The organism is Ekhidna lutea (assembly GCF_900188325.1).
Taxonomy (GTDB): domain Bacteria; phylum Bacteroidota; class Bacteroidia; order Cytophagales; family Cyclobacteriaceae; genus Ekhidna; species Ekhidna lutea.
On sequence record NZ_FZPD01000001.1, the window covers coordinates 449,016 to 476,014 of the forward strand.

The 26,999-nt window shown below is 41.0% G+C and carries 26 protein-coding genes; 11 read left to right on the forward strand and 15 right to left on the reverse strand.

The genetic code is table 11. The features are described from left to right. The first annotated feature begins 9 nt into the window (after positions 1-9). Genes CHB71_RS01945 through chrA form a run of 6 tightly spaced genes read left to right on the forward strand, consistent with a single transcriptional unit; the run spans position 10 to position 5,915 of the window. Positions 10-330 (forward strand): 2Fe-2S iron-sulfur cluster-binding protein, encoded by a 321-nt coding sequence (locus tag CHB71_RS01945; protein ID WP_089355192.1) that lies wholly within the window; start codon positions 10-12, stop codon positions 328-330. Continuing rightward, complete coding sequence (locus CHB71_RS01950) at positions 331-918, forward strand: thymidine kinase (protein ID WP_089355193.1); 588 nt, start codon at positions 331-333, stop codon at positions 916-918. It abuts the gene before it with no gap. Continuing rightward, entirely contained in the window at positions 869-3,037 is a 2,169-nt protein-coding gene (gene porZ / locus CHB71_RS01955) for a type IX secretion system anionic LPS delivery protein PorZ (RefSeq protein ID WP_144017300.1), read from the forward strand. Before CHB71_RS01950 ends, porZ begins: the two co-directional genes overlap by 50 nt. Continuing rightward, complete coding sequence (gene recO, locus CHB71_RS01960; protein ID WP_089355195.1) at positions 3,037-3,714, forward strand: DNA repair protein RecO; 678 nt, start codon at positions 3,037-3,039, stop codon at positions 3,712-3,714. The genes porZ and recO overlap by 1 nt, the downstream gene beginning before the upstream one ends. A gap of 53 nt (positions 3,715-3,767) precedes the next feature. Further along, on the forward strand, positions 3,768-4,730 hold the full coding sequence (locus CHB71_RS01965; RefSeq protein ID WP_089355196.1) for an isopenicillin N synthase family dioxygenase: 963 nt from the start codon (positions 3,768-3,770) through the stop codon (positions 4,728-4,730). 3 nt (positions 4,731-4,733) lie between these two features. Beyond that, positions 4,734-5,915, forward strand: coding sequence for a chromate efflux transporter (gene chrA, locus CHB71_RS01970; RefSeq protein WP_089355197.1), 1,182 nt, complete (start codon positions 4,734-4,736; stop codon positions 5,913-5,915). Positions 5,916-5,967: 52 nt separating this feature from the next. Here the strand turns inward: chrA and CHB71_RS01975 are convergent, their stop codons facing one another. The 10 genes from CHB71_RS01975 to CHB71_RS02020 form a co-directional block, all read right to left on the reverse strand. Then, on the reverse strand, positions 5,968-6,501 hold the full coding sequence (locus tag CHB71_RS01975; protein WP_089355198.1) for an OmpH family outer membrane protein: 534 nt from the start codon (positions 6,499-6,501) through the stop codon (positions 5,968-5,970). 71 nt (positions 6,502-6,572) lie between these two features. Continuing rightward, the gene (locus CHB71_RS01980; protein WP_089355601.1) at positions 6,573-7,106 is read right to left on the reverse strand and encodes an OmpH family outer membrane protein; all 534 of its coding nucleotides are present in this window, start codon (positions 7,104-7,106) and stop codon (positions 6,573-6,575) included. Between the two features lie 24 nt (positions 7,107-7,130). Beyond that, complete coding sequence (locus tag CHB71_RS01985) at positions 7,131-9,785, reverse strand: BamA/OMP85 family outer membrane protein (RefSeq protein ID WP_089355199.1); 2,655 nt, start codon at positions 9,783-9,785, stop codon at positions 7,131-7,133. Continuing rightward, positions 9,782-10,501 carry an isoprenyl transferase gene (locus CHB71_RS01990; RefSeq protein WP_089355602.1) on the reverse strand — a complete coding sequence of 240 codons (720 nt, stop codon included), beginning with the start codon at positions 10,499-10,501 and terminating at the stop codon, positions 9,782-9,784. The genes CHB71_RS01985 and CHB71_RS01990 overlap by 4 nt, the downstream gene beginning before the upstream one ends. An 84-nt stretch (positions 10,502-10,585) precedes the next feature. Next, positions 10,586-11,275: a type IX secretion system protein PorG gene (gene porG, locus CHB71_RS01995; protein ID WP_144017301.1), complete on the reverse strand. Its 690-nt coding sequence runs from the start codon at positions 11,273-11,275 to the stop codon at positions 10,586-10,588. Positions 11,276-11,278: 3 nt separating this feature from the next. Next, positions 11,279-12,376 (reverse strand): hypothetical protein, encoded by a 1,098-nt coding sequence (locus tag CHB71_RS02000; RefSeq protein ID WP_089355201.1) that lies wholly within the window; start codon positions 12,374-12,376, stop codon positions 11,279-11,281. Positions 12,377-12,535: 159 nt separating this feature from the next. Further along, positions 12,536-13,411, reverse strand: coding sequence for an NAD kinase (locus CHB71_RS02005; protein ID WP_089355202.1), 876 nt, complete (start codon positions 13,409-13,411; stop codon positions 12,536-12,538). After that, positions 13,408-14,070 (reverse strand): CBS domain-containing protein, encoded by a 663-nt coding sequence (locus CHB71_RS02010; RefSeq protein ID WP_089355203.1) that lies wholly within the window; start codon positions 14,068-14,070, stop codon positions 13,408-13,410. The genes CHB71_RS02005 and CHB71_RS02010 overlap by 4 nt, the downstream gene beginning before the upstream one ends. A gap of 3 nt (positions 14,071-14,073) precedes the next feature. Further along, positions 14,074-14,631 carry a CvpA family protein gene (locus CHB71_RS02015; RefSeq protein ID WP_089355204.1) on the reverse strand — a complete coding sequence of 186 codons (558 nt, stop codon included), beginning with the start codon at positions 14,629-14,631 and terminating at the stop codon, positions 14,074-14,076. Position 14,632: 1 nt separating this feature from the next. After that, on the reverse strand, positions 14,633-15,082 hold the full coding sequence (locus CHB71_RS02020) for a GatB/YqeY domain-containing protein (RefSeq protein ID WP_089355205.1): 450 nt from the start codon (positions 15,080-15,082) through the stop codon (positions 14,633-14,635). 52 nt (positions 15,083-15,134) lie between these two features. On the opposite strand from CHB71_RS02020, the gene CHB71_RS02025 reads away from it, so the two are divergent. The 4 genes from CHB71_RS02025 to CHB71_RS02040 all read left to right on the forward strand — a co-directional run bounded on the left by CHB71_RS02025 (position 15,135) and on the right by CHB71_RS02040 (position 18,560). Beyond that, complete coding sequence (locus tag CHB71_RS02025) at positions 15,135-15,851, forward strand: pyridoxine 5'-phosphate synthase (protein WP_089355206.1); 717 nt, start codon at positions 15,135-15,137, stop codon at positions 15,849-15,851. A gap of 39 nt (positions 15,852-15,890) precedes the next feature. After that, on the forward strand, positions 15,891-17,240 hold the full coding sequence (locus CHB71_RS02030; protein WP_089355207.1) for a DNA recombination protein RmuC: 1,350 nt from the start codon (positions 15,891-15,893) through the stop codon (positions 17,238-17,240). A gap of 29 nt (positions 17,241-17,269) precedes the next feature. Next, positions 17,270-17,647, forward strand: a complete 378-nt coding sequence (locus tag CHB71_RS02035; protein ID WP_089355208.1) for a co-chaperone GroES — start codon at positions 17,270-17,272, stop codon at positions 17,645-17,647. Between the two features lie 76 nt (positions 17,648-17,723). Continuing rightward, positions 17,724-18,560, forward strand: a complete 837-nt coding sequence (locus CHB71_RS02040) for a hypothetical protein (RefSeq protein ID WP_089355209.1) — start codon at positions 17,724-17,726, stop codon at positions 18,558-18,560. Here the strand turns inward: CHB71_RS02040 and hemB are convergent. The 5 genes from hemB to CHB71_RS02065 all read right to left on the reverse strand — a co-directional run bounded on the left by hemB (position 18,511) and on the right by CHB71_RS02065 (position 25,441). Beyond that, a complete protein-coding gene (gene hemB / locus CHB71_RS02045; RefSeq protein WP_089355210.1) occupies positions 18,511-19,485 on the reverse strand; it encodes a porphobilinogen synthase in 975 nt (324 codons plus the stop codon). The genes CHB71_RS02040 and hemB overlap by 50 nt on opposite strands. Then, positions 19,482-20,516, reverse strand: a complete 1,035-nt coding sequence (locus tag CHB71_RS02050; RefSeq protein ID WP_144017302.1) for a beta propeller repeat protein — start codon at positions 20,514-20,516, stop codon at positions 19,482-19,484. The genes hemB and CHB71_RS02050 overlap by 4 nt, the downstream gene beginning before the upstream one ends. Continuing rightward, entirely contained in the window at positions 20,513-21,139 is a 627-nt protein-coding gene (locus tag CHB71_RS02055) for a hypothetical protein (RefSeq protein WP_089355212.1), read from the reverse strand. Before CHB71_RS02055 ends, CHB71_RS02050 begins: the two co-directional genes overlap by 4 nt. A 142-nt stretch (positions 21,140-21,281) precedes the next feature. Further along, positions 21,282-23,546: an isocitrate lyase/phosphoenolpyruvate mutase family protein gene (locus CHB71_RS19120; protein WP_089355213.1), complete on the reverse strand. Its 2,265-nt coding sequence runs from the start codon at positions 23,544-23,546 to the stop codon at positions 21,282-21,284. Then, positions 23,543-25,441: an aldolase/citrate lyase/malate synthase family protein gene (locus CHB71_RS02065; protein WP_089355214.1), complete on the reverse strand. Its 1,899-nt coding sequence runs from the start codon at positions 25,439-25,441 to the stop codon at positions 23,543-23,545. Before CHB71_RS02065 ends, CHB71_RS19120 begins: the two co-directional genes overlap by 4 nt. 92 nt (positions 25,442-25,533) lie before the next feature. Between CHB71_RS02065 and CHB71_RS02070 the strand changes: the two genes are divergently transcribed. Continuing rightward, positions 25,534-26,994 carry a helix-turn-helix domain-containing protein gene (locus CHB71_RS02070; RefSeq protein WP_089355215.1) on the forward strand — a complete coding sequence of 487 codons (1,461 nt, stop codon included), beginning with the start codon at positions 25,534-25,536 and terminating at the stop codon, positions 26,992-26,994. The last annotated feature ends 5 nt before the right edge of the window (positions 26,995-26,999 follow it).

The window sequence follows — 26,999 nt, forward strand, 5'->3', positions numbered from 1 at the left end:
TTGATAAGGATGCCAACAGTCGTAATAGCTAACCTACAAAGTAAATCTATTCATTGTGAGGATAAAAGGGAAAGTTTGCTGGATATTTTGCTTTCAGCGACAGACTGGATGCACGCGTGTGGAGCCAAGGGTCGGTGCACTACCTGTAAAGCAAAAATCTTGAGTGGAATGGAAAACCTTACTCCACGAACAAGACCTGAGGAGCAGTATGCGAAATTGAATAAATTGCGAGAAGATGAGCGCCTTACCTGCCAAACCATTCCTATTGGAGATGTAACCATAGAGGTGCCTAAAGAAACACAATTACCACACTTGACTTATTCAAAATAGATGTTCGTAGAACCACATATTGGCAAAGGAACCCTACGTAGAGGCGGGTGGATCGAAGTTGTTTGCGGGTCCATGTTTTCCGGTAAAACCGAAGAGCTGATCAGGCGTTTGAATCGTGCAATGCTTGCAAACCAGCATGTGGAGATTTTCAAGCCTGCCGTAGATAAGCGATACGACAAAGTAAAGATCGTGTCACACAAAGATTCCTCGATTCCTTCTACTCCAGTGAATTTTGCGAATGACATTTTACTACGTGCGGGAAATTGCGAGGTAGTGGGTATTGATGAAGCGCAATTCTTTGATGATGAGATTGTAAGTGTTGCAGATCAGCTGGCCAATCAAGGCATGCGTGTGATTGTTGCAGGTCTGGATATGGATTTTAAGGGGCGGCCGTTTAAACCTATGGATGCATTGATGTCTATTGCGGAATATATCACCAAGGTACATGCGGTTTGTATGAAGTGTGGAAATGTGGCTTCATACTCGCATCGGCGCACTAAATCCAAGCAGACAATAGTTTTAGGAGAAAAGGATGTTTATGAAGCGCTTTGCAGATCTTGCTTTTTTGAGGCGGTTGGCACTAAGTAGCCTGGTGGCCATGCTGCTTTCAGGCTTGTTTGCCCAGGATATAGCCGTGGGGACCTGGCGAACGCACTTTAGTTATAAAAACGCCCAGCACCTTGTTTCCACACCTGATAAAATCTTTTGTGCCTCAGAGACGGGACTATTTAGCAGGGATCTACTATCGGGGGAAACGAGGAAGCTTTCCAAGGTCGATGGGTTGTCGGATGTCGGAATATCAGCGATGGCTTATAATGACAATCAAAATGTACTGGTACTTGGCTATCGTTCCGGGTTTGTGGATTTTGTATTTGAGGATAGAATACGATCTATTTCAGACTTAGCGAAAAGTAGTTTGAATGTTGATAAAACCATAAACGACATAGCGTTTACACAAACAAGAACGTATCTCGCGACCGACCTGGGTGTTATAGTTGTCAATACTGCGAGTGGGCAAATTGTTGAGAATTTCATTCAAATTGGAGCAGGAGGTAATGAGGTTCGGGTATTAGAAATCATTTCCCAAAATAATTCACTCATAATTCGAACAGATGAAGGGATTCAATCCGGTAACCTTGATCAAAACCTGCTGGATTTTAGTAATTGGAACATGTATGTCGGAACCGCCGGCTTTAGCAGCTTAACGCTAGCTTCAGATAATTTATTTGCCCTATCCGGTGAGCGCCTGATGCAATTAAATTCTTCATGGGCCGATACAGGCGTGGATTTACCAGCTTCAGCGACCAGGATATTTAACGTTAATAATCAATTGGTCACCAGCGATAAGAATGGAATTCTTTACGAATTCAGCGGTTCTGGGTTTGATCAGCTGGCAACTACTCAGAGCAGCGCTGTGAATGCCATCGTCAGTATAGACGGTCAGTTCTTTCTGGCAGATGGAATGGATGGCCTTCAGGATGTAGAAGGCAACAGTCTTTCGCCGGATGGACCAATCAGCGATATATTCTCCAATTTTCGAGTGTTAGAAAATAATCTTTACGGTTTTCACGCCCCATCTCCCTTTTCATATGCTGGTAATGTTCAATATCCTTTTTACTCTTTTTTTAGTAATGGAAGGTGGGAAATCACCAGCATCGAGGGATTTACTAATGTATCGGATGTCGCCATTATGAACGGCAATCGCTATTTTTCATCTATAGGTGATGGTCTATATGATGAATTTAATGAGGAGATCATTACGGATATTCCTCAAAGTTCCTCGTCATTGGATACGGTGATAACGGCACTTGCTGGGGGTGATCAACTGTGGGTTTCTTCTTTTAGCAACAACAATCCGCTTCATATACTTGGAAGCGATAATGTTTGGAGCTCATTTACCAGCACGCAGCTTTTTGACAATGAATTTCTCACCATTGATATCTCAGAATTTGGGGTAGCATGGCTGGGTTCTTCATCAGGCACTATTACTGTTTTCGAACCATTTGAAGAAAATGCTGATATCATCAGTACCTCTGATGGATTGCCTTCTGCTTTTATAGATGTCGATATCAGCGTAGAGGATAATGCATGGGTTGGCACTTCAAAAGGGCCTGCGGTTTTTGACAATGCATCATTTATTTTTTCATTTTCGGAAGCACTTAGACCCTCTTTTGAAGGCAGAACATTATTTGAGGATCAATCAATCAATGCTGTGCTGACCGACGGAGGAAATAGGATTTGGTTTGGGACTAATAATGGCCTCTGGGTATTTGATGAAAACGTCTCAAAACAGGTAGCCGTTTTTAATGAGTCTAACAGCCCGTTACCATCAAATAGGATAATTCAGCTGGATTATAATTCCAGAAATGGCGAAGTGTTTGTGCTTACTGATAATGGAATGGTTTCTTATCGAAGTGCTTCTTCTATAGGACAGGAAGTGCATCAAAATGTGAACATTTTTCCAAACCCGGTAAGGCCAAATTATGATGGACTTGTAGGTCTTACGGGTCTCGCAAACAATGTAAATATTAAAGTAACGGATATCAATGGGAACCTTGTGCAGGAGTTGGATGCAAATGGAGGCTCTTCATCATGGGATTTGACGTATCAAAATGGCGGAAAAGTAAGTACCGGTGTGTATTTATTCTTCAGCTCCACATCATCGGGAGAAGAGACATATGTTGGTAAAATAGCCGTCATACGCTAATGATTGTCAAATCAAACGGCATTGTTTTGAGCTATATGAAATATGGTGATAGCTCGATTATCGCCCGAATCTTCACTGAAGAAAACGGATACGGGTCATACATTGTAAACTCGATCAGAAGTGCGAAATCAAAAAAGAGCATTGGGTATTTTCAACCCTTTTCTATTTTAGAGTTGATTTTGTATGTGAAGGAAACACGTGACCTACAGCGAATCTCGGAGTTTAAAAATCATTACCCACTGCATACAATCCATAGTGACCTTACTAAAAGCGCGATTACGATGTTTTTATCTGAAGTATTTTCTAAGCTGCTCCAGTCTGAACAATCGCCAAATCCACAGTTATTTGATTTTGCTAAAGAATCAATCAAAGCACTGGATCTGTTAGAGCACGGAGTGGCCAACTTTCATTTGCAGTTTTTATTGAAGCTTGGTCCGTTTTTAGGATATGCAGTGGATGAAATTGACAACCTCTTTAGCTCAACAGAAAGATTGGCCCCATCTGTTGAAACGCATCATGTCATGGACCGGCTCATGAATGAAAAATATGGGGCAGAAATTCCATTGAATCATGAATCCAGAAATGAAAAACTTAACGTCATTCTGGATTACTATCAACATCACGCGCATATTCCAAAACCTAAATCACTAGAAGTTCTGAGGAGTATTTTACATTGATTTTCACTATGTTTTTATTCTGATTTATCTTGCTTAGGCAAATTTGACTTGACATGGAAGAAATATTATATGATAAGGTTCCATCGCTTGATTTAGCTGATTTTACCAATGGAACACCTGAACAGAAGAAACAATTTGTGGCTAAACTTGGTGAAGCTTATACCAATATTGGTTTCGTTTCTATCAAAAACCATGGTCTGTCCGATGAGCTAACCACAAATCTTTATGAGACGGTTGAGAAGTTTTTCAGGTTGCCGGATGATGTAAAGAAAAAGTACGAAAAGACTGAGCTTGCCGGGCAGAGAGGCTATATAAGCAAGGGTCGGGAGAAAGCCAAGGGTCACAATACGGGTGATTTGAAAGAGTTTTTTCATGTTGGCCAGCCACCAGAAAATCAGCGCCCGGATTATCCCGATAATATTTGGCCTGAGGAGGTTCCTGAATTAGAAAAACACACTTCAGAGGCCTATATGACCTTATTGCAAGCAGGTATTCATATGCTTAGGGCCATTGCACTTTACCTTGAGCTTCCGGAAAATTATTTTGATGATAAGGTACAGGAGGGTAATAGCATTCTTAGGCCAATCCATTACTTCCCAATTGATGACCCGGATTCACTTCCACCCGATGCAGTTAGAGCTGCCGAACATGGAGATATCAATTTGATCACTTTATTGATGGGCGCAAGCGCTGATGGACTACAAGTTCTTCGAAGAGATGGGAAGTGGATTCCAATCACGGCACTTCCTGATCAGATTGTGGTGAATGTGGGGGACATGCTTGAGCGTCACACCAACGGCAAGTTGAAGTCAACAATTCACCGTGTGGTAAATCCGCCGAGGGAGCTAATGCATACCTCTCGATTCTCTATTCCATTCTTTATGCACCCCGTTTCTGAGATGGATCTTTCCTGTTTGGAAGGATGTATTGATAAAGAAAACCCAAAATCATTTGAAGACATTACAGCTGGTGAGTTTCTGGATGAAAGACTTAAAGAAATAGGACTGAAGGCCTAGGTAATGTCTATTAGAAGAGTTAGAAATATCATTTTTTTGAAAGATGTCTCCATCTTATCCCTAACTGCTTTTGGTGGTCCTCAGGGACATTTTGGGATGTTTCTTGATCTCTTGGTGGGGAAGAGAGGCTATCTAACAGAGGAAGACCTTATTGAGTTATATGCTTTGTGCCAGATTCTTCCGGGACCTACTTCCACACAAACCATCACCGCGCTAGGCTATAAAATAGGAGGTCCAAATCTTGCATACCTCACCTTGCTGGTTTGGATGTTTCCAGCCTTTTGTATCATGACCACATTGGCTATTTTGGTCACCACCGCCCAGGATTTGAATTTTTCACTTGATTTTATCCGGTTCATAGAGCCGATTGCCGTTGGCATTGTGGCGTATTCATCTTACCGTATTTCAATCAAGGTGGTCAACACCAAAGTTGGCGTTGGATTAATGATACTGTCGGCTTTTGCGTCATTTATTTTTAAGTCTCCTTATGCCTTTCCGATTTTGATTTTGTTTGGCGGGCTGGCTACCACGTGGAAATATAAGAAGCAACCGATCGAAGAAAAAGAACGCATCAAAGTCAAATGGGCCAACCTTATTTTGTGGGTGTCGGTTCTGGTATTTGCTGCAGTGTTAGGTGGAGTAACTCAGTATCAACCCATCAAGCTTTTTGAGAATTTTTACCGTAATGGCAGTTTGATTTTTGGTGGAGGTCAGGTGTTGGTGCCGTTGCTTTATACTGAATTTGTGGAGTTTAAGCAGTATCTGACATCCCAGGAATTTGTTTCTGGGTATGGTTTTGTACAAGCGATCCCAGGTCCTGTGTTTTCATTTAGTGCTTATGTTGGGGCGATTAGTGCCAGAGATTTGGGTATGGCAGGTCAACTATTGGGAGCGGGCATGGCAGCTATTGGAGTGTTTTTGCCGGGTACCTTTTTGATATTTTTTGTCATCCGTTTTTGGGAACAACTAAAAAAATACCGAATAGTTAAAGCTTCTCTGGAGGGAATTGTAGCAGTAAGTGCCGGAATGGTGATAGCCGCTGCATTTTTACTCTTCATGCCTATGGAGCAGAAGCCTATAAATTTTATCCTTTTGTTTGCGACAGTTGGTATGATGCACTTTACAAAAATTCCTACTCCGCTTATTATTGTTGGTGGGCTCGTGTTCGGTATCGTGATAGCATAAAAAAGCCCCACAAGTCAGTGGACAAGTGGGGCTGAATTTTAATGCTCTGCTTTTATTTGTTTCCTCCTGCTGGTGGATCAATACCAAGTTTTTTCAACACAAGGTTCGTTACATTATCTTCTTCACGAGCATAAAGAAGGATGCTCTGCCCATTTGCTGTCATGTTGAATACATGCGAGTATCCATTCTCTTTAGAAACCTGCTCAATAGCTGTCCCTATTTTTTCGAAAGCTGGCTGAAGTAGCTGATTTCTTTTGTTTAACATAGAGTTTTGAGCGTTTTGCTCAAATTCCTGAATGGAAGTTTGCAGATTGACAATTTCGCTTTCTTTATCAGCTCTCACAACGTCAGTATATCCTTGTGCATTTTGCTGATAGTCTGCAACTTTAGCCTGATAGTCTGCATACTTTGCTTCAAGCTGAGCAGATAGCTGTTTGTCGTAAGCGGATAGCTCACTTTCAATTTGTTTTGCTTCAGGCATAAGGCTCAAAACGTACTCTACATTTGTATAGCCTATTTTTAACTGCGCCATTACTCCAAAACCGATTACAGCAAGGGCAGTACTTAGTAAAATTCTAGCTTTCATATCTAATTAACTTTTCGTTTTTATGGTTTGGACTTTCGTCCGTTGGTTCAATTAAGATTCAAATTTTATGCTCAATTATTATCTACACTTTGATTTTCTACCAATCCAAGATCTTCAAGCACGAAATCAGTGTAATCATGGATAGGATCCGTATAGATCATCACCAGATCTCCTGACTTATCAAAAACAATTTGTAGTCTGTTATTCTTAGCAACACGCTCTACCGCCTCGAACACTTGATCCTGAACGGGCTTCACAAGTTCTTTTTTCTTAAGAAAATAAAGACCATCAAAGCCAAAAATCGATTGCTGGTATTCCTTTACTTCGTTCCACTTTCGTTCAATCTCCGCGTTCCGCTCTTCCCACATTTCTTTGGTCAACAGGACTTCTTCAGCTTTTAACTCTACTTCCATAGCTTCTACCTTTTGGTACATGTCCTGGATTTCTCCCTCCCAGCCTTTTGCTAACTTTTCAATTTCAGCCTGTGCATCTTTATACTCAGGCATTTTCTCTAAAATGTATTGAGTATCTACATACCCAAATTTTTGCGCAAATGTAGTCGTGGTAAGAATCAGACCAAAAAACAGTAGAGATATCTTTTTCATAGCGTTGTTATTTAGACCCACACATTAGCGTATCTGTTGGCCAATGGAGAAGTGGAACTGAGGACCTGCATTTTGAAGTGTACCGGGTACTCTGTCAAATCCATATGCCCAATCAATTCCCATTAGTCCAAACGCTGGCATAAAGATTCTAAGGCCCACACCCGCAGATTTTTTTATGTTGTAAGGGTTAAACTCTGCAAATCGATCCCAGTTATTACCCCCCTCAACAAATGTTAGTGCATAGATTGTGGCTGACTGAGCTAGTGAAATCGGGTACCTGACCTCCATCACATACTTATTGAAGAGTGTACCCCCCTCAATATTATTCTCCTGATCGAATGGGGTTATGGAGTTGTTTGGATAGCCTCTTAATCCTACAACATCAGTACCAAGCAGGAAGTTTTGACCCGTAAGTCCGTCTCCCCCAAGCTGGAACCGTTCGAATGGTCCCACGTCTGCGGTGCTGGTGTACGACCCAATGTAGCCAAAGTGCGCTCTTGCAGCTAGTACCAGTTTACCTGCCAATGTCAGATAATATTTACTATCAAAATTCCACTTATGGTATTCTAGCCATTTGTATCTCTGCTCTGGTGTTGCGTTCTCATAATCCAGGTCTCTCCAAAGTGAGAATGGAGGCGTGAATGATGCACTTAGAGATAAACTTGATCCATTACGTGGATACATTGGCTGATTCACTGAGTTTCTTGCAATTGTGGTATTTAAAGTGAAACTATTGGCGTCTCCGGTGTTAAATCCAAGTGAGCGACTACCAAACTGGAAAAGGTCATATCGTTGGTAAGAAACACCCGTACTTACTGTAAAAAAGTCATCCGGCCATTTCACTCTTCTTCCGAGTGATGCTGAAACACCCGTAACTTTTAGCCAACCCAAGGTTTCATTGCTAAAACGGTTGATCGATCGTTGTATGGACTTGCTGTAGCTTAATCCGAAGGAGTTAGGCTTTCTTCCTCCCAGCCATGGTTCCACGAAACTAAATGAGTAACTCTGGAAGTTTCGACCATTGGCCTGGAATCTAAGTGATAGACTTTGACCATCACCCACTGGCAAGCCTCTCCAGTTTTCAGGCTTTGTAATATTTCTTACTGAGAAGTTATTGAATGTAACTCCGAAAGTACCAACGAAACCAAAGGCACCTCCCCATCCTCCGGAAAGCTCGATTTGGTCATTGGATCGCTCGACAAGTTGCCATTCTATATCTACTGTTTCGTTGATTGGATCAGGAATTGGAACAGGGTTCACTTGCTCCGGATCGAAGTATCCAAGTTGAGAAAGTTCTCGCTGCGTTCTGATCAATTCAGCCCTACTGAACTTGTCTCCCGGACGGGTTCTAAGCTCGCGTAGGATTACATGGTCGTTCGTTTTATTGTTTCCGCTGATTATCACCTTATCGATGGTAGCTTGTGCACCTTCGTAGACTCTCATTTCAAGATCTATCGAATCCTGCTGCACACCTACTTCCACTGGATTAATACTGAAGAATAAATAGCCATCATCCATGTAGAGTGAGCTAATATCTGCTCCATTAGGATTGAAATTCAGCTTTTTATTAACCAGGTCAAGGTCGTAAACGTCTCCTTTTTCGATTGCTAATATTCTGGAAAGCTGATCGTCTGAATACACGTAATTTCCAGTCCATGAAATATTTCTAAAGTAGTACTTGTCCCCTTCATCCACCTTCAAGTCAATATTCATGTATTTATTGGAGATGTCGTAGGTTGTGTCAGCAATGATCTCGGCATCTCTATAGCCTTTGGAGTTATAAAATCCAATAAGGAAGTCTTTATCAGCTTCATAATCTTCCTTGACGAATTTGGCAGCTTTGAAGAAGTTCAGATTAACATGAGTGGCCATGTACTCTCTCATCTCTTCCTTGGAAACCTTCCTGGAGTTCTTAATGAAATTGAAAAGATTAGGTGGCCAAATCATTTTGGCAGTGGTTTCTATGATCTCAGTAGGCAATGAAAACTTAGGCACCATTCCTGTTTTCTTAAACTTTGACCGAAGCTTCGCAGAAGTAAATGCTTCATTACCGTCAAATCGAATATTCCGAATTTTAACTTTTTGGCCTTGATCGATAACGATTTTCAGATAGGCACTATTCCTAAGAATGGTGTCTGCTTGTTGGAAAACATCAATTTCCGCGTTTAGGAAACCTTTGCTTTCCATGTACTTCATCACAGCAAGCTCAGTGTTTTTGATTACTACATCGGTGAGAACTTTACCCCTTATGAGACCTATTTTATCTTCAATTTCTCCCTGCTTGGTTTTACTCACACCCTCAATGATATACTTGGTCAATCTTGGCCGCTCACTGAGCTCAATAACTAACCAGATTTTATCTCCTTCAACTTTGGATGCAAAGATTGAAACATTGCCAATGATGCCCTGATTCCAAAGCTTTTTGATTGCCTGGGTAATTTCATCACCTGGAACTTTTATTTTATCTCCTACACGTAAGCCGGACAAAGAAATCAGCGCATTATTGTCCAAAAATTGAACGCCTCGTACTTCAATATCTGCGATTTCGTATTCCTTTGGGCTGGAATAGTTTATCGACACTCCTCCATTCGATTGGCCCTGATTTCTTCCGAAAACAACTTGTGAATAAGATTCACAAATGGCCAAAATGGCCAAAACTACTAGTAATATTTTTTTCATGCTTTCACTTGATCGCTCGTCTTTCCAAACCTTCTTTCCCTTTTTTGATAGGATAGAATCGCTTCGTATAAATCTTTTTTTCTAAAATCGGGCCAAAGTACATCAGTAAAGTGTAATTCTGTATAGGCCATTTGCCACAATAAGAAATTACTTATCCGCATCTCACCGCTTGTTCTAATTAACAAGTCTGGATTCGGTATTCCTGCAGTTGATAGATGCTCATCTATGTCTGAAGGTTCGATGCAGGTCATTTCTTTTTGTAAAATTTGGTTCATGGCGTTTACCAAATCCCATTTTCCACTATAATTAAGAGCCAGTATTAAATTCATGCCGCTATTTTCCTTTGTGCATGTTATTGCCTCTTGCAGTCTGTTCTGCGCTTTTGCTGGAAGACCTGAAGTTTCACCAATCGTACTTAGCCTAATGTTGTTTTTTTGAAGCGTTGGGAGTTCATCCTTGATCGTATTTACCAGAAGGGTCATTAAACTATCCACTTCGTATTTGGGCCTTTCCCAATTTTCAGTTGAAAAAGCATAGAGTGTTAAGTGCTTTACACCAACTTCTGCAGATCCTTCGGTAGCAGATCGTACCGCTTCAATAGCATTTTGGTGACCGAAAATTCGTTTCACTCCCTGCTTCTGCGCCCATCTACCATTCCCGTCCATAATTATAGCTATATGCTCAGGGATGTTGCTTTGCTCTATTTGATTTTTCAGTTCCTCCAACGCCATTTTCAAAAAGGCTACAAAAATGGACTTTTTTTTACTTAAAGGGAATGAAAACCAATGATTTAACTTCTATTAACGAGAAAGAATTGACTGATTAGGTCGATAAGGGAATGGGCAAGGAACATTGAACAAGGTGATACTAAAGGTGATGCCTGAAAAGAAGTACCAATCATCATCCTTAGGGTTGCCATATTGGTAATCTTTGATCGTTTGATCACCATCAGAAATTCCATCTAAATGATCAAAGAAAGTCTTCCTTGCTCCTGCTTCAAATCCGATCGTATATTTTTTTTGTATTAGGTATTTGAAACCAACTCCAACAGGCAGGACTGGTTGTATAGACCCTACATCTTCATTTGCAGGCGCGTCGCTAAAATTAAAGAAACCAACTCCTCCGAAAATATATGGTGAATAGTTTACTCTTGAATCTTCCGTTTTGAAATCGAGAAAATGGTACTCGAAAACAGATGAGAATTCCAGAATAGTAGAGTTAAAGGAATGACCTCTTTCGACAGCAAATGCGTCGATTGGCGTTTCAGAGCCTCGAACTTTCCCAACCGTTAATGCAAGTCGAATAGTTAAAATTTCAGAGAAATTCATGCGGTAAAACCCCGTTCCCGCAATGGATGAAGTGCTGAAACTAAACCCGCGCACTAAATCTCCCGAGTAGTTCATTGATCCAACTCCACCACCGAACTCCATAAATTGCGAATTGGCACTGAAGCTGATTATTACAAGAAAGCTTAAAAATAGTTTCTTCAATTTTTATCTGTATTTCGCTCTTTTTCTGGTAGTGCTTCCCAGAACATAGCTCAATTTGAGTTGAGTAACGAAGAACATGTCATTATCGTCTGGATTACCACGCCTTGACCCATCAATTCCAGTTCCGACGTTACCTTCGATATAATAACTATGACCCTGATTATGGTTATTAAGAATTCTCAAATTAGTTATATCTCTAGCTTCCCCTTTGGAACTAACAGGGACTGAACCTCGGTCAGACATGATTCTTGCTAAAACCCCATCATTATCTTCAAGTGTTTGCAGGCTAACATATTCAGTGCTAACGTCATCGATATAGTCTGTAAAGAGGTACCTAATGCCAAGCTCAATTCCTGCATTTAATTGTGTATTGGGTAGCCTGATCTGAGCACCAAGAGCTACTGGAAGTGAGAAGGCGATTGATTTGTACGGTTCAACAATGCCCAAATTCTGTCCTTCTGTCCCCAAAGGTCTCAATTTAACCCATTCACCAGCCTGAGGGGCCGGGGTGGTTGAATCTGTGCCACCAGCCTGATGGTCAAACTCAGGCACTTTTCCTTTAGGTTCATGGTGAAACACCGTTCCTCCAAGTGACAGGTAGGCATTGAATGGAAGTCTTTGATTGGGTCCTCCATGGTTTGGGAACAAAAATATTTGCAACGCAAGTCTGAACTCTTTAATATCGTTTCTGAAACTCAAATTTCGGGCATACCTGGGGAACCCATCTTCCGTCCCAGGGTCAGATGTAAAATCATCTCCAAATATTCTAACCCAATTAATATCTGCTGTTATAGCTAATGAGTGATGAAACTTATAACCCCCGGACAATCCAAATCCTGGTCTGGTGAAAGAAACATCTGTACTTGCTGCTTTATTCACAGGAGCCAAATCTCCAAAGTAGTTTCCGGCATTTACCTGTGCTCCCACAAAAAGATAAGGCTCAAATCTACCATATCCTCTAATACCACCTTTGTAGTGCGAAACTTTTCGATTAGTTTTCTTTCTTGCTTTGTACTTATTTTTTCGCTGTGCTTCAGCATTATCCGCTAGCCCCAACATGGCTACAGAAAGGATAATTACTAATAGGCTTTTGAGTTTCATAATTCACTCTTTATAAACACAAAAATATGTGTTTGATTATTCTTTTGTTTGCCTTCCTGTTATAAAAGACTAATTCTCAAGGCTTAAAAGTAGGAAAAGAAAGTTCTTTTTCGTCTGAAAAAACTGCCAATTCAACAAAATTTCAGCTTAAAATCAAATTTAATTCCTTTTATCAAAGCCCCACCCGAGCTTATTTCTAATGGTATCAGGGAAATTGATCCCCTCTATCTTAATAAGCTTAGCCTGGAATGAAGCTTTTTTTACAACTATATGAACGTCATTTTCGATCGTTTCAGATCTGGAATCAAGTGAGATTAGAAAACTTCTGTTTCTAGTCTGTATTTCAAATTTTAACTCTGAATCATCAGAGACAATTAGCGGCCTCACATTTAGGTTATGTGGACTTACAGGTGTGATAATAAAATCTTTAGAATCTGGCATCATAAGCGGACCACCACAACTGAGGGAGTAGCCTGTTGAGCCTGTTGGTGTTGACACCATCAACCCATCTGCCCAATAGGTGTTTAAATATTGATCATTGATGTAGCACTTTACCATGATCATGGCTGATGAGTCTTTACGAAGAATGGCACACTCATTCAAGGCGTATGTTTTGCCTTTGAAAAGGTCCATGTTGGTTTCTAGTGATAAAAGTGACCTGCTTTCAATTTCATATTCACCTTTAAACAAAAGATAGAGGGACTCCTTGATATATTCTTTTGCAATGGAAGCCAGAAACCCAAGCCGACCCATATTAATACCAAGAATCGGAACTTCATTTTCACCGACCCATAAAAGCGATTCAAGAAAAGTACCATCTCCACCCAAACTAAAAACCGCATAGAAGTCGGGTGTGATTTCAGTCGCAATGTTCGCTGATTCATCTATGAGCTCGGTATTTCTTGAATGGAATAGTGAGGTATACCAAATCTCAATCCCCTCCATCTTTAAGCGATCGATTATCTGAGTTAGATACTTCTCTGAATTTTTTTCAATCACCAGTCCATGTAGAGCTATTTTTTTTATCTCGCTCATGGATCTAGAAATTTCATCAGCATTCCATACCTGTCTTTTTCGTCAAAGGAATTGTCTTCTGTATTGAATGAAGAAGTGACTTTATATCCGCTTTTAGAAAGACCAGTAGCAATTTGATTGACGTCCTGATGGTTGATCCGAAGGACGATTTCAATCAATGCCGGATCGTCCAGGTCTGGCTTAATATTGGCACCTAAAATCGTGGAGCCATTCATTTCAACTACACGGGATATTTCTGAAAGAGAATAATCATTTAGGCTAGTTTGCAGTGTGACGATAGCTCCTTCGGCATTCACGATAGCTGTTTTAGCAAATTCTCTGAGAATATCAGAAATTAGAACCACACCTTTAAACTGCTGATCTTTTATTACAGCTACCATATCCATACGGTGCTCGTTTTGCACCTTCAGGATGTCGTAATAGTGGCTGTTTGATGGAACGATGCATGTTTGCCCCATCAAAGGATATGCTCCAACCTCAGGGTGCATGATTTCCTCATCGTAGAGCAATTCTTCCGATACAAACCCCAATAATTGGCTTCCATTCACAACAGGTAATTCCTTCACCCTAAACTCATCCATCCATTGCTTAGCTCTGGCAATATCATCGTTGGGTTTAAGCGGAGGTACCATATAATTTATGAGCTGTTCTGCTATCATTACTTAAGGGTTTAAGTCCAAATAAGTCATATATGTTCCTTTACCTTTTGGTAAGTTTTCCATTGAATCAATTAAGTCTCTGATAAACGGGAGCACGTTTCCGAGCCACTCAAACACAGTAGGCCCAATAGATACAATATACGGAAAAATGATAGTATTGTCTGCATAACGGTTGCTGATATCAAAACCTACAGATTCAAAAACCCAAAACAAAACACTTAATATAAACGCCCACTTAAATAATCCGGCAAATGCTCCTACCAAATTATCGACCGCCCCAAAAATGGTCATATCAACCATGCTTTTTAGCGCTTTTGCGCCGGCTTTTATGGCTAAACTTAACAGCACGAAAAGTGCTATAAAAACAAGCACTGCTGCTATTTCGAAATAGCTGGTATCTCCAAAAATGCTGGTAGATACAGGAACCGTAAGCTCTAAAGCAAGAAACAGACCAATGAAAAAAGCAACAAAAGAAAGAATCTCAACAATGAAACCTCTCATATAGCCTTTTACAGCTCCAAAACCCAAAAGGATTAATAAAATGATGTCGAACGTACTCAACTTAGCTTAAAAGTTTTTTAGCCAACGTTGATATTAGTTTACCGTCTGCCTTTCCAGCTAATTTTTTAGTCGCCGCTCCCATTACTTTTCCCATATCCTGTGGTCCGCTAGCTCCAACTTCTTCAATTACTTTTTTCACCTCCGCCTCAACTTCTTCTTCAGAGAGTTGTTTAGGTAAGAAACTTTCTATTACTGCTAGTTCAGATTTTTCTGTTGCAGCCAGATCATCTCTTCCTTGCTGCTCAAATACTTCAATGGAATCTTTACGTTGCTTGGCCGCTTTGGCCAATAGTTTCATTTCAGCATCTTCTGACAGATCACCGCCTCCGCCTTTATCTGTTTCAGCTAAAAGGATTTGTGATTTGATTGCTCGCAATGCACGCAGACGATCCTTGTCTTTGGCAAGCATTGCTGTTTTTATTTCTGATTCAATAGTTGATTTTAAACTCATGGTAACATTGTTTTAGAATGAACAACTTTGCGAAGAAAAACATTCTTAAGTTATGACCCAACTAAGTGTTAACATCAACAAGTTTGCTACGCTGAGAAATGCAAGGGGAGGCGACAACCCGAATGTGGTTCAGATAGCGAAGGATTGTGAACGGTTTGGAGCCCAAGGCATCACTGTGCACCCACGACCTGATGAACGTCATATCACAAGGCAGGATGTTTATGACCTTAAGGATGTCGTGACTACCGAGTTCAATATTGAAGGTTATCCGGACGATCGGTTCATGAAAATCATTGAGGAAGTAAGACCTGTACAGGCTACCCTGGTACCTGATCCACCAAATGTATTGACCTCAAATGCCGGCTGGGATACCATTAATAATGAGAAAATGCTCTCTGAGATTATTTCTCAACTCCAAAGCTGGGGAGTACGAACTTCAATTTTCATTGAGCCCGAAAATAAGTTGATGGATGGAGCTAAAAAGTGCGGAACAGACCGGGTGGAACTATATACAGAGATGTATGCATCTTCCTATCATAAGGATAAAATAAAAGCTATTGAAGCTTATAAAACTTCGTCGGAACATGCCAATCATATCGGTTTGGGACTGAACGCCGGACATGATTTGGACTTGAAAAATTTAAATTATTTAAAGCAGCAAATTCCTTATCTTGAGGAAGTGTCAATCGGGCATGCACTGGTTTGTGATGCGCTTTATTATGGACTGGAGAATACGATACAGATGTATTTGCGTGAACTAGATGTTTGATTTTGCTAAACATTTTAGTAAAATGATTATTTTTGATTAATGGAATTATCAAGCTTGATGTTTTTGATTGTGGGATTGGCTCTTGGTGTGCCAATGGGATGGTTGCTGTTTCGAGTAAGAAGTAGCTCAAATGTTCCTGAGAATGGAGAATTGAAGATCCAGTTGAAGCTTGAAATGGAGCGCTCAAAGAAACTTGCTGAGGAACTGCAGCAAATGAACAATGAACTGCGAAGTGAGCGAGAAGAAGTAATCCACCTAAATAATCAGAACTCTACTTTGAAGGCCAACTATCAAAACCTTCAAACGCGTCTTGAGGAGCAAAAAGGAGAGTTGGGTCAATTGCAGGAAAAATTCACCACAGAGTTTAAAAACCTGGCTAACGAAATATTCGAAGAGAAGAGCAAGAAATTCACCGATCAGAATAAGACGAATCTTCACGAGTTATTAAATCCTTTGGGTCAAAAACTGACGGAGTTTGAGAAGAAGGTTGAGCAAACGAATAAGGAAAGCCTGGAAAGAAGCACGGCTCTGCGAGAGCAAATTATCGGTCTTCGGGAGCTTAATGATCGGATGACAAAAGAAGCAGAGAACTTGACGAAGGCATTGAAAGGCGATGTGAAGATGCAGGGAAACTGGGGAGAGGTTATTCTGGAGCGAATACTCGAGAAGTCTGGTCTTGAAAAAGATCGGGAATACATAGTACAGGAGACTCTACACTCAGAAGCTGGAAGACGATTACGCCCAGATGTGATCATCAAGCTGCCGGACAACAAGAATCTGGTGATAGATGCTAAAATGTCATTGGTGGCCTACGAAAAATACATGAATGAGGAGGATGAGCTCAAGAAAGAGCAATATCTAAAAGATCACATTCTCTCTGTAAAGGCACACGTAAAAGGGTTGGCTGAAAAGAACTATCATCAGTTATTCGATGGCGGGTCTTTGGATTACGTCCTTATGTTCGTGCCAATTGAATCTGCGTTTTCATTAGTGGTTCAGCATGGTGGAGAACTTTATAATGATGCGCATGAAAAGAGTATCATCATAGTAAGTCCTGCCACTTTAATAGCCACACTTCGCACAGTTTCCAGTATTTGGAAACATGAGTATCAAAATAAAAATGCACTGGAAATCGCTCGTCAGGGAGGGGCACTTTATGACAAATTCAAGGCTTTTGTAGATGATCTGATTGAAGTAGGAAAGTCACTTGATAAATCTAAACAACAGTATGGGCAGGCAATGAACAAACTAGTTGAAGGAAAGGATAATCTGATCCGAAAGACTGAGCGTCTAAAAGAGCTTGGCTCGAAGACTTCTAGATCGATGGATGAAAAATTGCTATATCGGGCAGGAGCAAAAGACGAGGATGATAGTCCTGAGTTGTTTTAATCTTAATTTTACTTTTCTAATTTTTTGAGATGGAATTGACTTCAGATAACAAGCTGAAAAACATTATTATCGTTGGTGATCGGGTACTCATTAAGCCGATGAAGGAGACTCAGAAAACGGCAAGCGGAATATATCTTCCGCCGGGAGTGCAGGAAAAAGAAAAGGTACAAAGTGGCTACATTGTAAAAGCAGGCCCTGGATACCCAATTCCTCATTCTGTGGAGGAAGAAGACTGGAAACCGGAGGATGAAAAAATCAAATACATTCCGCTACAGGCAAAGGAAGGAGATTTGGCTATTTTCTTGCAAAAAGGAGCTTTTGAGGTGCAATACAATAAAGAGAAATATTTCATAGTACCACAATCATCCATTTTAATGCTTGAGAGAGAGGAAGACCTATTTGGTTAAATCGTATTTTTCTCGTTTTTTCTAAGATAATATTTTGTTAATCTGTACTTTTAAAGAAGATTAACTGAATGAGAAGATGCGATTTTTTGTTAGCCTTCTAATTCTATCGACTTACCTACACCTACCAGCACAGAATACCAGCGACTTACCCTTCCAGGTTTTAGTGGCCAAAGATGCGACTGTATATGGCTCTCCTGTTGAACCATTACAGATGGTAGATGATGTAACCTCGATAGAGGTAAAAGACGGTGGGTTTTTGAGTCTGGTTCATAAAGGAGGGACTACTTATGAACACACTGAAAAGATTTTTACGTTTTACTTGAAGCCACAAGAGCTGAAAGAACGACAAGAACGACCAAGGTTAGAATTGTTGTATATGGATTCTACTGTTTTGGATCCAACAAAAATGATCACGGTCTTATACCCAGTGTTTGATAGGTCCGGATACCTGATTTGGAATGAAAACGATCCATTTGAATTATACTGGCATTTGCACGACGAGCCAGTATTGAATTATGTGTTAACCGTTCATGATAATGCAGGTCCGAAGATTCAGGACTTTAGAACAAAGCTTCACAACTATACCTTAAAGCCAACAACTTATGGCCTCAAGGAGGGAGCATTTAAATTCACGATAAGCAGCACATTTGCCGGAGAAACAATAGAGTCAAAAACCTATACGGTTCAATTAAAACCCGGGCCTGTATATGAAAAAAAGGCTTCTGACCTGGTATTGAAAGCATTGGAGCTGGAACTGAGTCCTGATCTGGCGCTACCGGTATGGCAAGAAGCTTTATCACTTCCTAATGGAGAGTTCTTTAAACCTCTTTATGAGAAGTTTTTAATTAGAAATAAACGATTACTTAGCGCTGCAGGGCAAGATGTGCAGCAGCTTCTTTCGCAAAATAAGTAAGGATCATATCAGCTCCCGCGCGCTTGATTGAAAGTAAAGATTCCATCATCGCTTTATCGGTATCCAGCCACCCTTTTTCACCCGCTGCTTTGATCATGGCATATTCTCCGGACACATTATAAGCTGCAATAGGGATATTGAAGTTGGCTTTTAATCGTTGAATAATGTCAAGATAAGCTAGTGCCGGTTTCACCATTAATACATCAGCACCTTCATTAAAATCAAGCTCTGCTTCAATCATGGCTTCATCGCTATTTGCAGGATTCATCTGGTAGGTCTTCTTATCACCAAATTTAGGTGCAGAGTCTAGCGCATCTCTGAACGGGCCATAAAATGCTGATGCATATTTGGCTGTATAGCTCATGATTCCCGTATTGGTATACCCTTGTTCATCCAATACATTTCTCAAATACCCAACACGAAAATCCATCATATCCGATGGGCCGATCATATCGATACCTGATTCTGCCTGAGCTAAAGCCATTTGACCAAGAATGTCGAGTGTTTCGTCATTCAAGATCTGGCCATCTTCCACAATTCCATCATGTCCGTCACTACTGTATGGATCCATAGCCACATCTGTGATGATGAGTGCTTCAGGGAATTCCTTTTTTATCTTCGTTAATGTCTTTAGATAGAAGAAATCAGGATCGTAACTTCTGGTGGCCGTCTTGTCTTTGTACTTCTCATCCACTACCGGAAATACATCAAATCCTTTAATGCCCATTTTCAAACAAGCTTCGATTTCCTTTAGTATCAAATCCTCTGACAGACGGAAGATGCCGGGCATAGACTCCACCTCTGACTTCTTGTTCTTTCCCTCAAGCAGGAACAATGGAAAGATAAAATCATTAGTTGTCAGAATGGTTTCCTGTGCCAGGTCTCTTATCGCAGATGATGCTCTATTTCTTCTTGGTCGCCTCATGGCTGCAAAGATATTCGCAAAATTTTGCCTTCTGTGCCCGTAGCGAATCCAAAACTTCCTTTCATACTCAACGCCCAGTAGTTGAGCGTATCTAATGTATTCCAGGTTTGTCCTATATCGGATGTATAGTCAAGTCCTTTGGGCCCACATGCAAAAGCAAATATTTGTCCGTCCATTTTTGTAATTGCACTTCCATAAAAAGCACCTCTTGTCTGTGGCTGGTTCGATAGATTCCATGTAGCTCCACTATCTTCTGAAAAGGCACAGTTTTCAGTATAGTCATCGGCAATCATAAGATCTCCACCCGTAACAACCCCAATGTCACCAACAAATGATACCGACGTGTTTCCAGCTGCATCTCCTGAAATTAAAGGAGAATTTATTTCTTTCCAGGATTGCCCATAATCTCCTGTAATTAAGAATCTGCAGTTGCCGCCTGCACCTGTTGCGATCCAGGCTTTCCCATTTTCTCCGGTAGTGACGCATGTGCCACTTGCCGCAAACCCACCTTCACCTTTTCCTGTTTTGGGCATGTTTGTAGAGTCAGCTCGATTCCAGCTTTTTCCACCATCATAAGTCAGCAGAATGTATGGATAATTGTCAATAGCGTCTCCATACGCGATACCTCTTTGATCATCCCAGAAATCGATGCAATCCAGGAAGCCAAGAGAGTCCTGCATTACAAAATTTTCTTCCCATTGATCAGGCGCGGTGAATGTTAAAATTCTGGAAAGTGGACCTGATCCAGCGGTCATTAAAACAGCCTTTTCATTATTGAATCCATGTACATCTCTAAATTGAAGAGAATCACCTGTTGGATGATTAAACAACTCCCAGCTTTCACCACCATCTTTTGTAAGGACAAATGTTGCATCGTGCCCGCTGATCCAGGTCGTATTTTCATTCACAATACTGATGGCTTGTAGAAGCGAACTAGTAGGACTGTCCAATGGCTCAATTTGAGGTTGGATTGGTTTCTGAGTGCATCCAATCATGGTCAGAAATAAGGGAACGATAAAAGGACTTTTCATATTAATTCAGGTTGAGGTTTTACCATCTCGTCTACTTTTTCGATCCACTTTTCGAACAATTGATTTTCCAGTTTTTCAACGAACTCAGCGTGATGTTTCCACTCCACAAAAAACTCATCCATCTGTTGGATCATCTCTTCCAAGTGGCCTTGCTCTTCCACGACGATCATGCGAACGCTGATTTTACTATCATTTTCTCTTAACACTTCTTCATAAACCGGATACAGATCGTCGGCTCTAACTTCAATAGCGTATGTCACCAAAAGATAGGCAGCATATTTAAGCTCATTTCCTTCAAAGCCCATTTCATTTTTTAAATACCGACTGATAGACGCATCGAGTGCGTGCAGATACTGAAAGCTTTGGATGGGGGCAAGGAGCTCATGAGATAGATAGGTTTTGCATCCTTCATATCCGGTCTTCTTGATTTGACTTTTGAGGTAATAAGCATGTCGTGCCTCTTCAGCAGCATGTTTGAGTACAATCTCATCTACAAGCTGATCATGTTCACTAGCAGAAATTTTCCTGGCTCCTGTATTCTCCATCATGGAGAGGGAGTTCAGCCATTTGGCGTGCAGTTCAGGTGAGGATACAATTTGCTTGATGAGTGCTTTTAATTCCATATAGCTCCTGTTAAAAATTCAAAGCTAATGTGGCATTCGAAAACAAGAACAGAGAAATGAATCTAATTGTAAGGAACGATGAAACAAAAAGGAGTGCCCCACGCTAAACGGCACTCCTTTTTAGAGGGATTAAGAATTTAAATCAAAGTACAAGCTGACCGATCTGCAATAAATCTTTGATCTTGTTTTCCTGATTTACATAGGCAACCACATCATCTCTTTGAACTTCAGCGACGATGATGTTCCCAACTTCCTCATGGACATTGCTGTAAATGTCACGTTTGGCCATCGCCTCACATTGTTTTACATTATCTGCTGTTGGTGTGAGATAGTGGACTTTATCCGAGCGGAATCGATTCAGCAAGAAGATATGGATCAGTGTCATCAATCTTTTTCTTCTATAGTTGGAGACAAACGTGTTTTGATCTCTGATTGAAAGGATAGCCACCTTGTTACGATCAACCAATGTACTGAAGACGATATTGGCTATCATTTCTTTATTAGATGAAACGGAAAGTTCAAGTGTTGAAGATCCCATGCTTTGGGGCTTTAATTTCACTTTTAGTTCCGCATTAATTTCATTGATCGTTTTCCATTCGTGTAGCCATTTTTTAAGAGTCAAAAGGGGCAATTCGGTGTGCAGCAGATGCTGAAATTGCGTGGAGCCTTTACCCATGGCCCTTGTCGTCGCAGTTCGCCCGGATGAAGCTGCAAGGGCTCCATCTAATCGGGTTCCACCAACTAAGGTCTGAGGAGTTTTATATGGCGAATCCAGCAATCTAAGCTTGCGCTGGACTTTCGCCAGTGCGAGCATGCCTTCATTGTTCAATGAATCTGAAAATTCCTCAGCAGCCAATCCGTCAATTTGGTGACCTCCGTAAGTGATGAAATTAAAGACAAAGCCCATTTTAGCAAGTTCTGATGGAAATGCAATCATCTCTTCTTCCGTCATACCAGTAGAATCCCAATTAAATGAAGGGGAAAGATTGTAAGCCAGCATTTTATCCGGAAACTCAGCATGAATGGCATCTGCAAACTTTTTCGCGTCTGCTAAGTCTGCGGTTTTTGTTTCCATCCATAAAATATCTGCAAAGGGTGCCACAGCCAAAGATTTCGCAATGGCGAATGGGATGCCACCTTTGATCTGGAAATATCCTTCCGGAGATCGCATCGCATCACAGTTCCAGTAAAAAGAAATCCCCAATTCTTTAAGATATGCTTTAACATCAGCGATGGACAATTTTTCTATCTCGCACTCCCATCCAAGGGCAATGTCCAATTCAAGGCCATCGCTCATGGCAAGTACGATGGCTTGTTTTGCAGCATCACCAATGGTTTTTATTACAGCATCTTTTTCCCATTCTCCCACAACAAAGTCAATCAACTCATTAAGTGCTTTCTCAAAAGTGATGGCCTCATCTGTTTTAAGAATCTCTGAATACTCCTCAATTTTTTGTTCTATCCCAATGCCATTTAGCCATTTTCTTGCCTGTGAAGCAATGACTTGCTCACTATAAAGCATATGCCCATAGGTGTCAATGCCATATTCATTTAAAAGGGCATGTAGCGTTATAAGTACCGATTTGTAGCTTGGGATGTTTGGATTCGTAACGCCTAGTACAAATGGCTGATCACGTTCATCACTGATAGATTCCATCAAAGTGGCCGCCTCAGCATCGGTTCGTGCCACGATTATTCCCTCTACACGCATTACATCCAATTGGAAACGAGCTGCATTTAATCGCTTGATTTGCTCATCGCATGGAACAAGCACTTTCCCTCCCTGGTGTCCACACTTTTTGGTGCCCGGTTTCTGGTCTTCAATATGATAGCCTGGCACACCTGCCTCCACAAATCTTCTAACCAGGTTTCGGACGTGTGCATCACCTCCGTGACCTGTGTCCGCATCCGCAATGATGTATGGCGAAAAGTCTATCAAGGGCGTTTCCTTACGTTCGTTCTCAGTCATTTTACACCGATGAAATCGTTGATTTTTATCTGCTGCAAGTAGTGCCCTAACTATTGAGGCGGCTTCATTTGGCACCTGACTTAGCGGGTAGCTTGCAAGATCGGCACCCGGATCCTCATCTGCGGAACCTTTGGCGGAGGTAGCCCAGCCTCCAAGGTATATTCCTTCGATTCCTGCACGCTTCATCATGACCGCCTGGCCAGGTGAATAAGGGCCAAAAGTGGTTATGGAAGACTTTTCTGAATATTTTTCCCTAAGCTTTTGGAAAAAATCTTTTGCAGCTGCTTTTGCTATTGAATAATCCTGAAAGATGGTTCCTTGCTGCTCTGCTACTTGTCTGGCAGTATAAAGTCTCTTTATTCCGTCAAATCTGGATTTTTCGAAAAAATTAATTACTCCGGCAACAGTCTCCTGGAATACGGTTGATTCATTTTTCATACGTGAATTGGTTTAAGCGTCACCAAATCCAGATTAGCTGTGATTCGATGGCCAGTAGTTTTTAATTGTTGGAAATATGCGTCAACACGTTCCTCAGCAATCTTGAAGTCTGTGTTGTTTAAGTTCAAATTGAGCAGGTCTATATACCACGGAGCTTTGTTTGAGTCATGAACCAGCCGTGAGACAATCATCTTAGAAATCGGAAGGGTTGTCAATTTGGAGTCATTATGAACATCACGATTGTTCGCTTTCATCAGCTTTTCAAACTCCTCTTCGAGTATGCGATCAAATAATGCTCTTGTAAAAGGCTCACCCTTTACTAGGTTGACCTCTTTATCTGCTTCCGTTATTTTGGCTTTTTTATGCACCCACTCCCAAAGCACACCCACTCGAATTTCTCCGGTGGCCATGTCTTCCATGAGGTAGAGTATGTTGTCATCACCGAAGAAGTCAGCCGGCTTAAGTGCTGCAGCTTGAAAGCCTTGCAAGAATGCATTACCATATTGCAACGCAACGCTGAGTAGGTTTCTGGCTCCCCGAATGGTACGTGGTGCTTCGGCTAAATGGATCAGTGCTTGCTCGTCTTTATCGGAGTACCTCAGTGGTTCAAAAGAACTCCCCAGCTGATTTTTAGCTCCAACTTTTTCCCAGACAGGGCGAATGATGTGCACCATTTTCCAATGTGCAACCCACTTTCCTGATGCTCCGGCCTGCTGTTCTCGTTCAGCTCCGGCAACAGCTTTTTTCATGCTTTCTTCAACACCCTTTTCACCACCTACAGGAATATTTGGTTCCATTCCTCCTTGCCATAACGCAAAGTTTCCATTCTTATCAGGTGTGTTTACCGTTCGTCGAACCAGATCTTCATAGGCAGCCATATAGCTGTAATCCATTGTGATGGATTCGATGTTTGGGTTTATGAAGTCAGGTACACCAGCCAATGCATCGGATACGCTATTTATGTAATCCCATCGGCCGGTATTGAACCCCACAAAATGCTTTCCGAGGGCGGCTCGAATTTCCATGAGCTGCATGGCGGCCTCCAACTGCTCAACAAGCACATACGTTTTAATCGTGCCTATTTCAAGCTCGAGGTGTGTTTCCAATGCGGTAATTAATTCGTTCCAAAAAGCGGCCTCATCTGCTGTTTGAATTTTGGGCAAATACAGCACAACAGAACGACCACTTGAGAGGAATTTTTTATAGTTGTTGACAACATAAAGCGATAAGTCTGTGATAGAGGCAGAGAAAGAAGCTCCGCCTTCCATGGTAATGTGTCGATCATCCAGGTGAAGTCCCCTCACCCGGTAAATGATAGTAGTAAAGTCAAGTTGTTGTTGTAAGTCAGCTACAATTTCTTTTCCGAAAAAGCCATTTGACCAGTGGTTCATTTCCTGAGCAACTTGTTTGGCAACTTCAAGAAAAACCGGATCTTGATGAATGGCTAATTTGAGATTTCGAATATTATCCAAAGACATGGAGTCTATTTGCCCAAGCGCATCTTCTCCATCAAACATCCAGCCGTCTGCACCAGAAAGAAGAGCGTAGGCCACATTTCGAATGCTTGACTTTAAAGAAGCATTTGGTTTGGTTGCCGGTCCGGTACCCTGAATCCACTGGCATTGCAAGTCCTTAGGGATAGTTGCTCCTTCAAAGTTTCCTTCACGCGCATCTTTTACAGTGAGTGAACTGTTGCCAATGGTTTTTTCCTCCGGAAGAAAATGGGGCGTATCACCAGACTCAATCCGAATTTTTCTTCGATCAGATCGAAGTTTCATTAACTCCTTCTGGTGTGCATTAAAACTGGCCAGGTATTCAAGAGCAGTTAGTGCATCATCTGTGTAGATATCTCGATAATCAATTAGTCGATCCGAGTGAATATGTAATTGTGACATAGGTTGAATTTTTGCCAAATATATTAAAATAATCTAAAAGCGGAAATTCCGCTAATATTATTTTTTACTCTTTTAATATCTAAATTCACCGCATGATTTCGGATAATGACGTTTTGAAGTTGATTATGGGGTTTAAGGTGAAGCACCTTCGATCCAGGGTGGGGGTATCGTATCAGGAGCTTTCTAATAGAACAGGACTATCTGTTTCCTATCTCAATGACATTGAAAAAGGGAAGAAATATCCGAAACCGGATAAGATTCGAATGCTCGCAGAGGCTTTTGAGGTAAGCTATGATGAGTTGGTAAGTACCCAGGCAGATAAAAAGCTACGTCCAGTGGTGGAGTTATTAAACTCCGGGTTTTTTAAATACTTTCCTACCGAAGAGTTTGGCTTGAATCTGGAAAAGCTGATAGATATATTCAGTAATTCACCGGATAAGATCAGTGCCTTTATCAGCACCATTTTGAAAATGGTCAGGAGCTACCAGATTGAAAAGGAGCATTTTTACCGGGTAGCACTGCGATCGTATCAGGATATGCATGACAATTTTTTCCCCTCCCTGGAAAAAGCGGCAGAAGATTTTAGAACAACTTCCAAACTAAAAGGAATTCCTTCTCTGACTTCTTTGAAGCAATTATTGTATGATAAATTCTCGATTGAAACAGATGATACCAAACTGGGTAATCATGAAAAGCTGAGACGTTTTCGTTCATACTATTCTGAATCAGCAAATAAGCTCTATGTAAATAGCCAGCTTAGCGAGGAACAACAAAAATTTCTGATAGCGAAAGAATTGGGATTTCAGCATTTAGGTATTGGAGAACGACCACATGAAACAACGCTGAATAAAGAAGCATCTTTTGAAAAGCTCTTAAATAATTTCAGAGCTTCCTACTTTGCAGCTTCTTTACTCATGAGCTCAGATGAACTAGTTAAGGACCTACAAAAATTGTCTGTAGCCACTAGTTGGAATCCCAAATTAATTGAAAGTTTACTAAAAAAGTTTCAGGTTACACCTGAAACACTACTTCAAAGGCTCACCAATATTTTACCGAAACACTTTGGTATAGACAATCTGTTTTTTATCCGACTGGATAATACAAAGGGGCTAGTCAATTATCGTATTACGAAGGAATTGCATCTTTCAGGTTTGCATAAACCCTATCAAAATCAACTGGAAGAACACCTGTGTCATCGATGGGTCTCAATCAGTAGCATCAAACAATTAAACAGTGTCAAATCCAATTATGTGATTGACGCGCAGGTTTCTGAATACTGGCAAACGGATAATGCCTACTTCTGTATTTCTATTGCAGAGCCGGACCGGTTTGACAATCATAATGGAACCAGCGTTACACTAGGACTATCGATGAATGAATCGCTGAGGGGGGCTTTTAATTTTATGAAAGATCCTGATTTGCGTAGAAGAACGGTACATACTACCTGTGAGCAGTGTTCCATTCCCGATTGTGAACATCGTGTAGCACCACCTACGATCGTTAATAAAAGAAGGCTCGAGGAAGAGCTGGAAGAGGAATTGAAGAAACTTTAACAAAG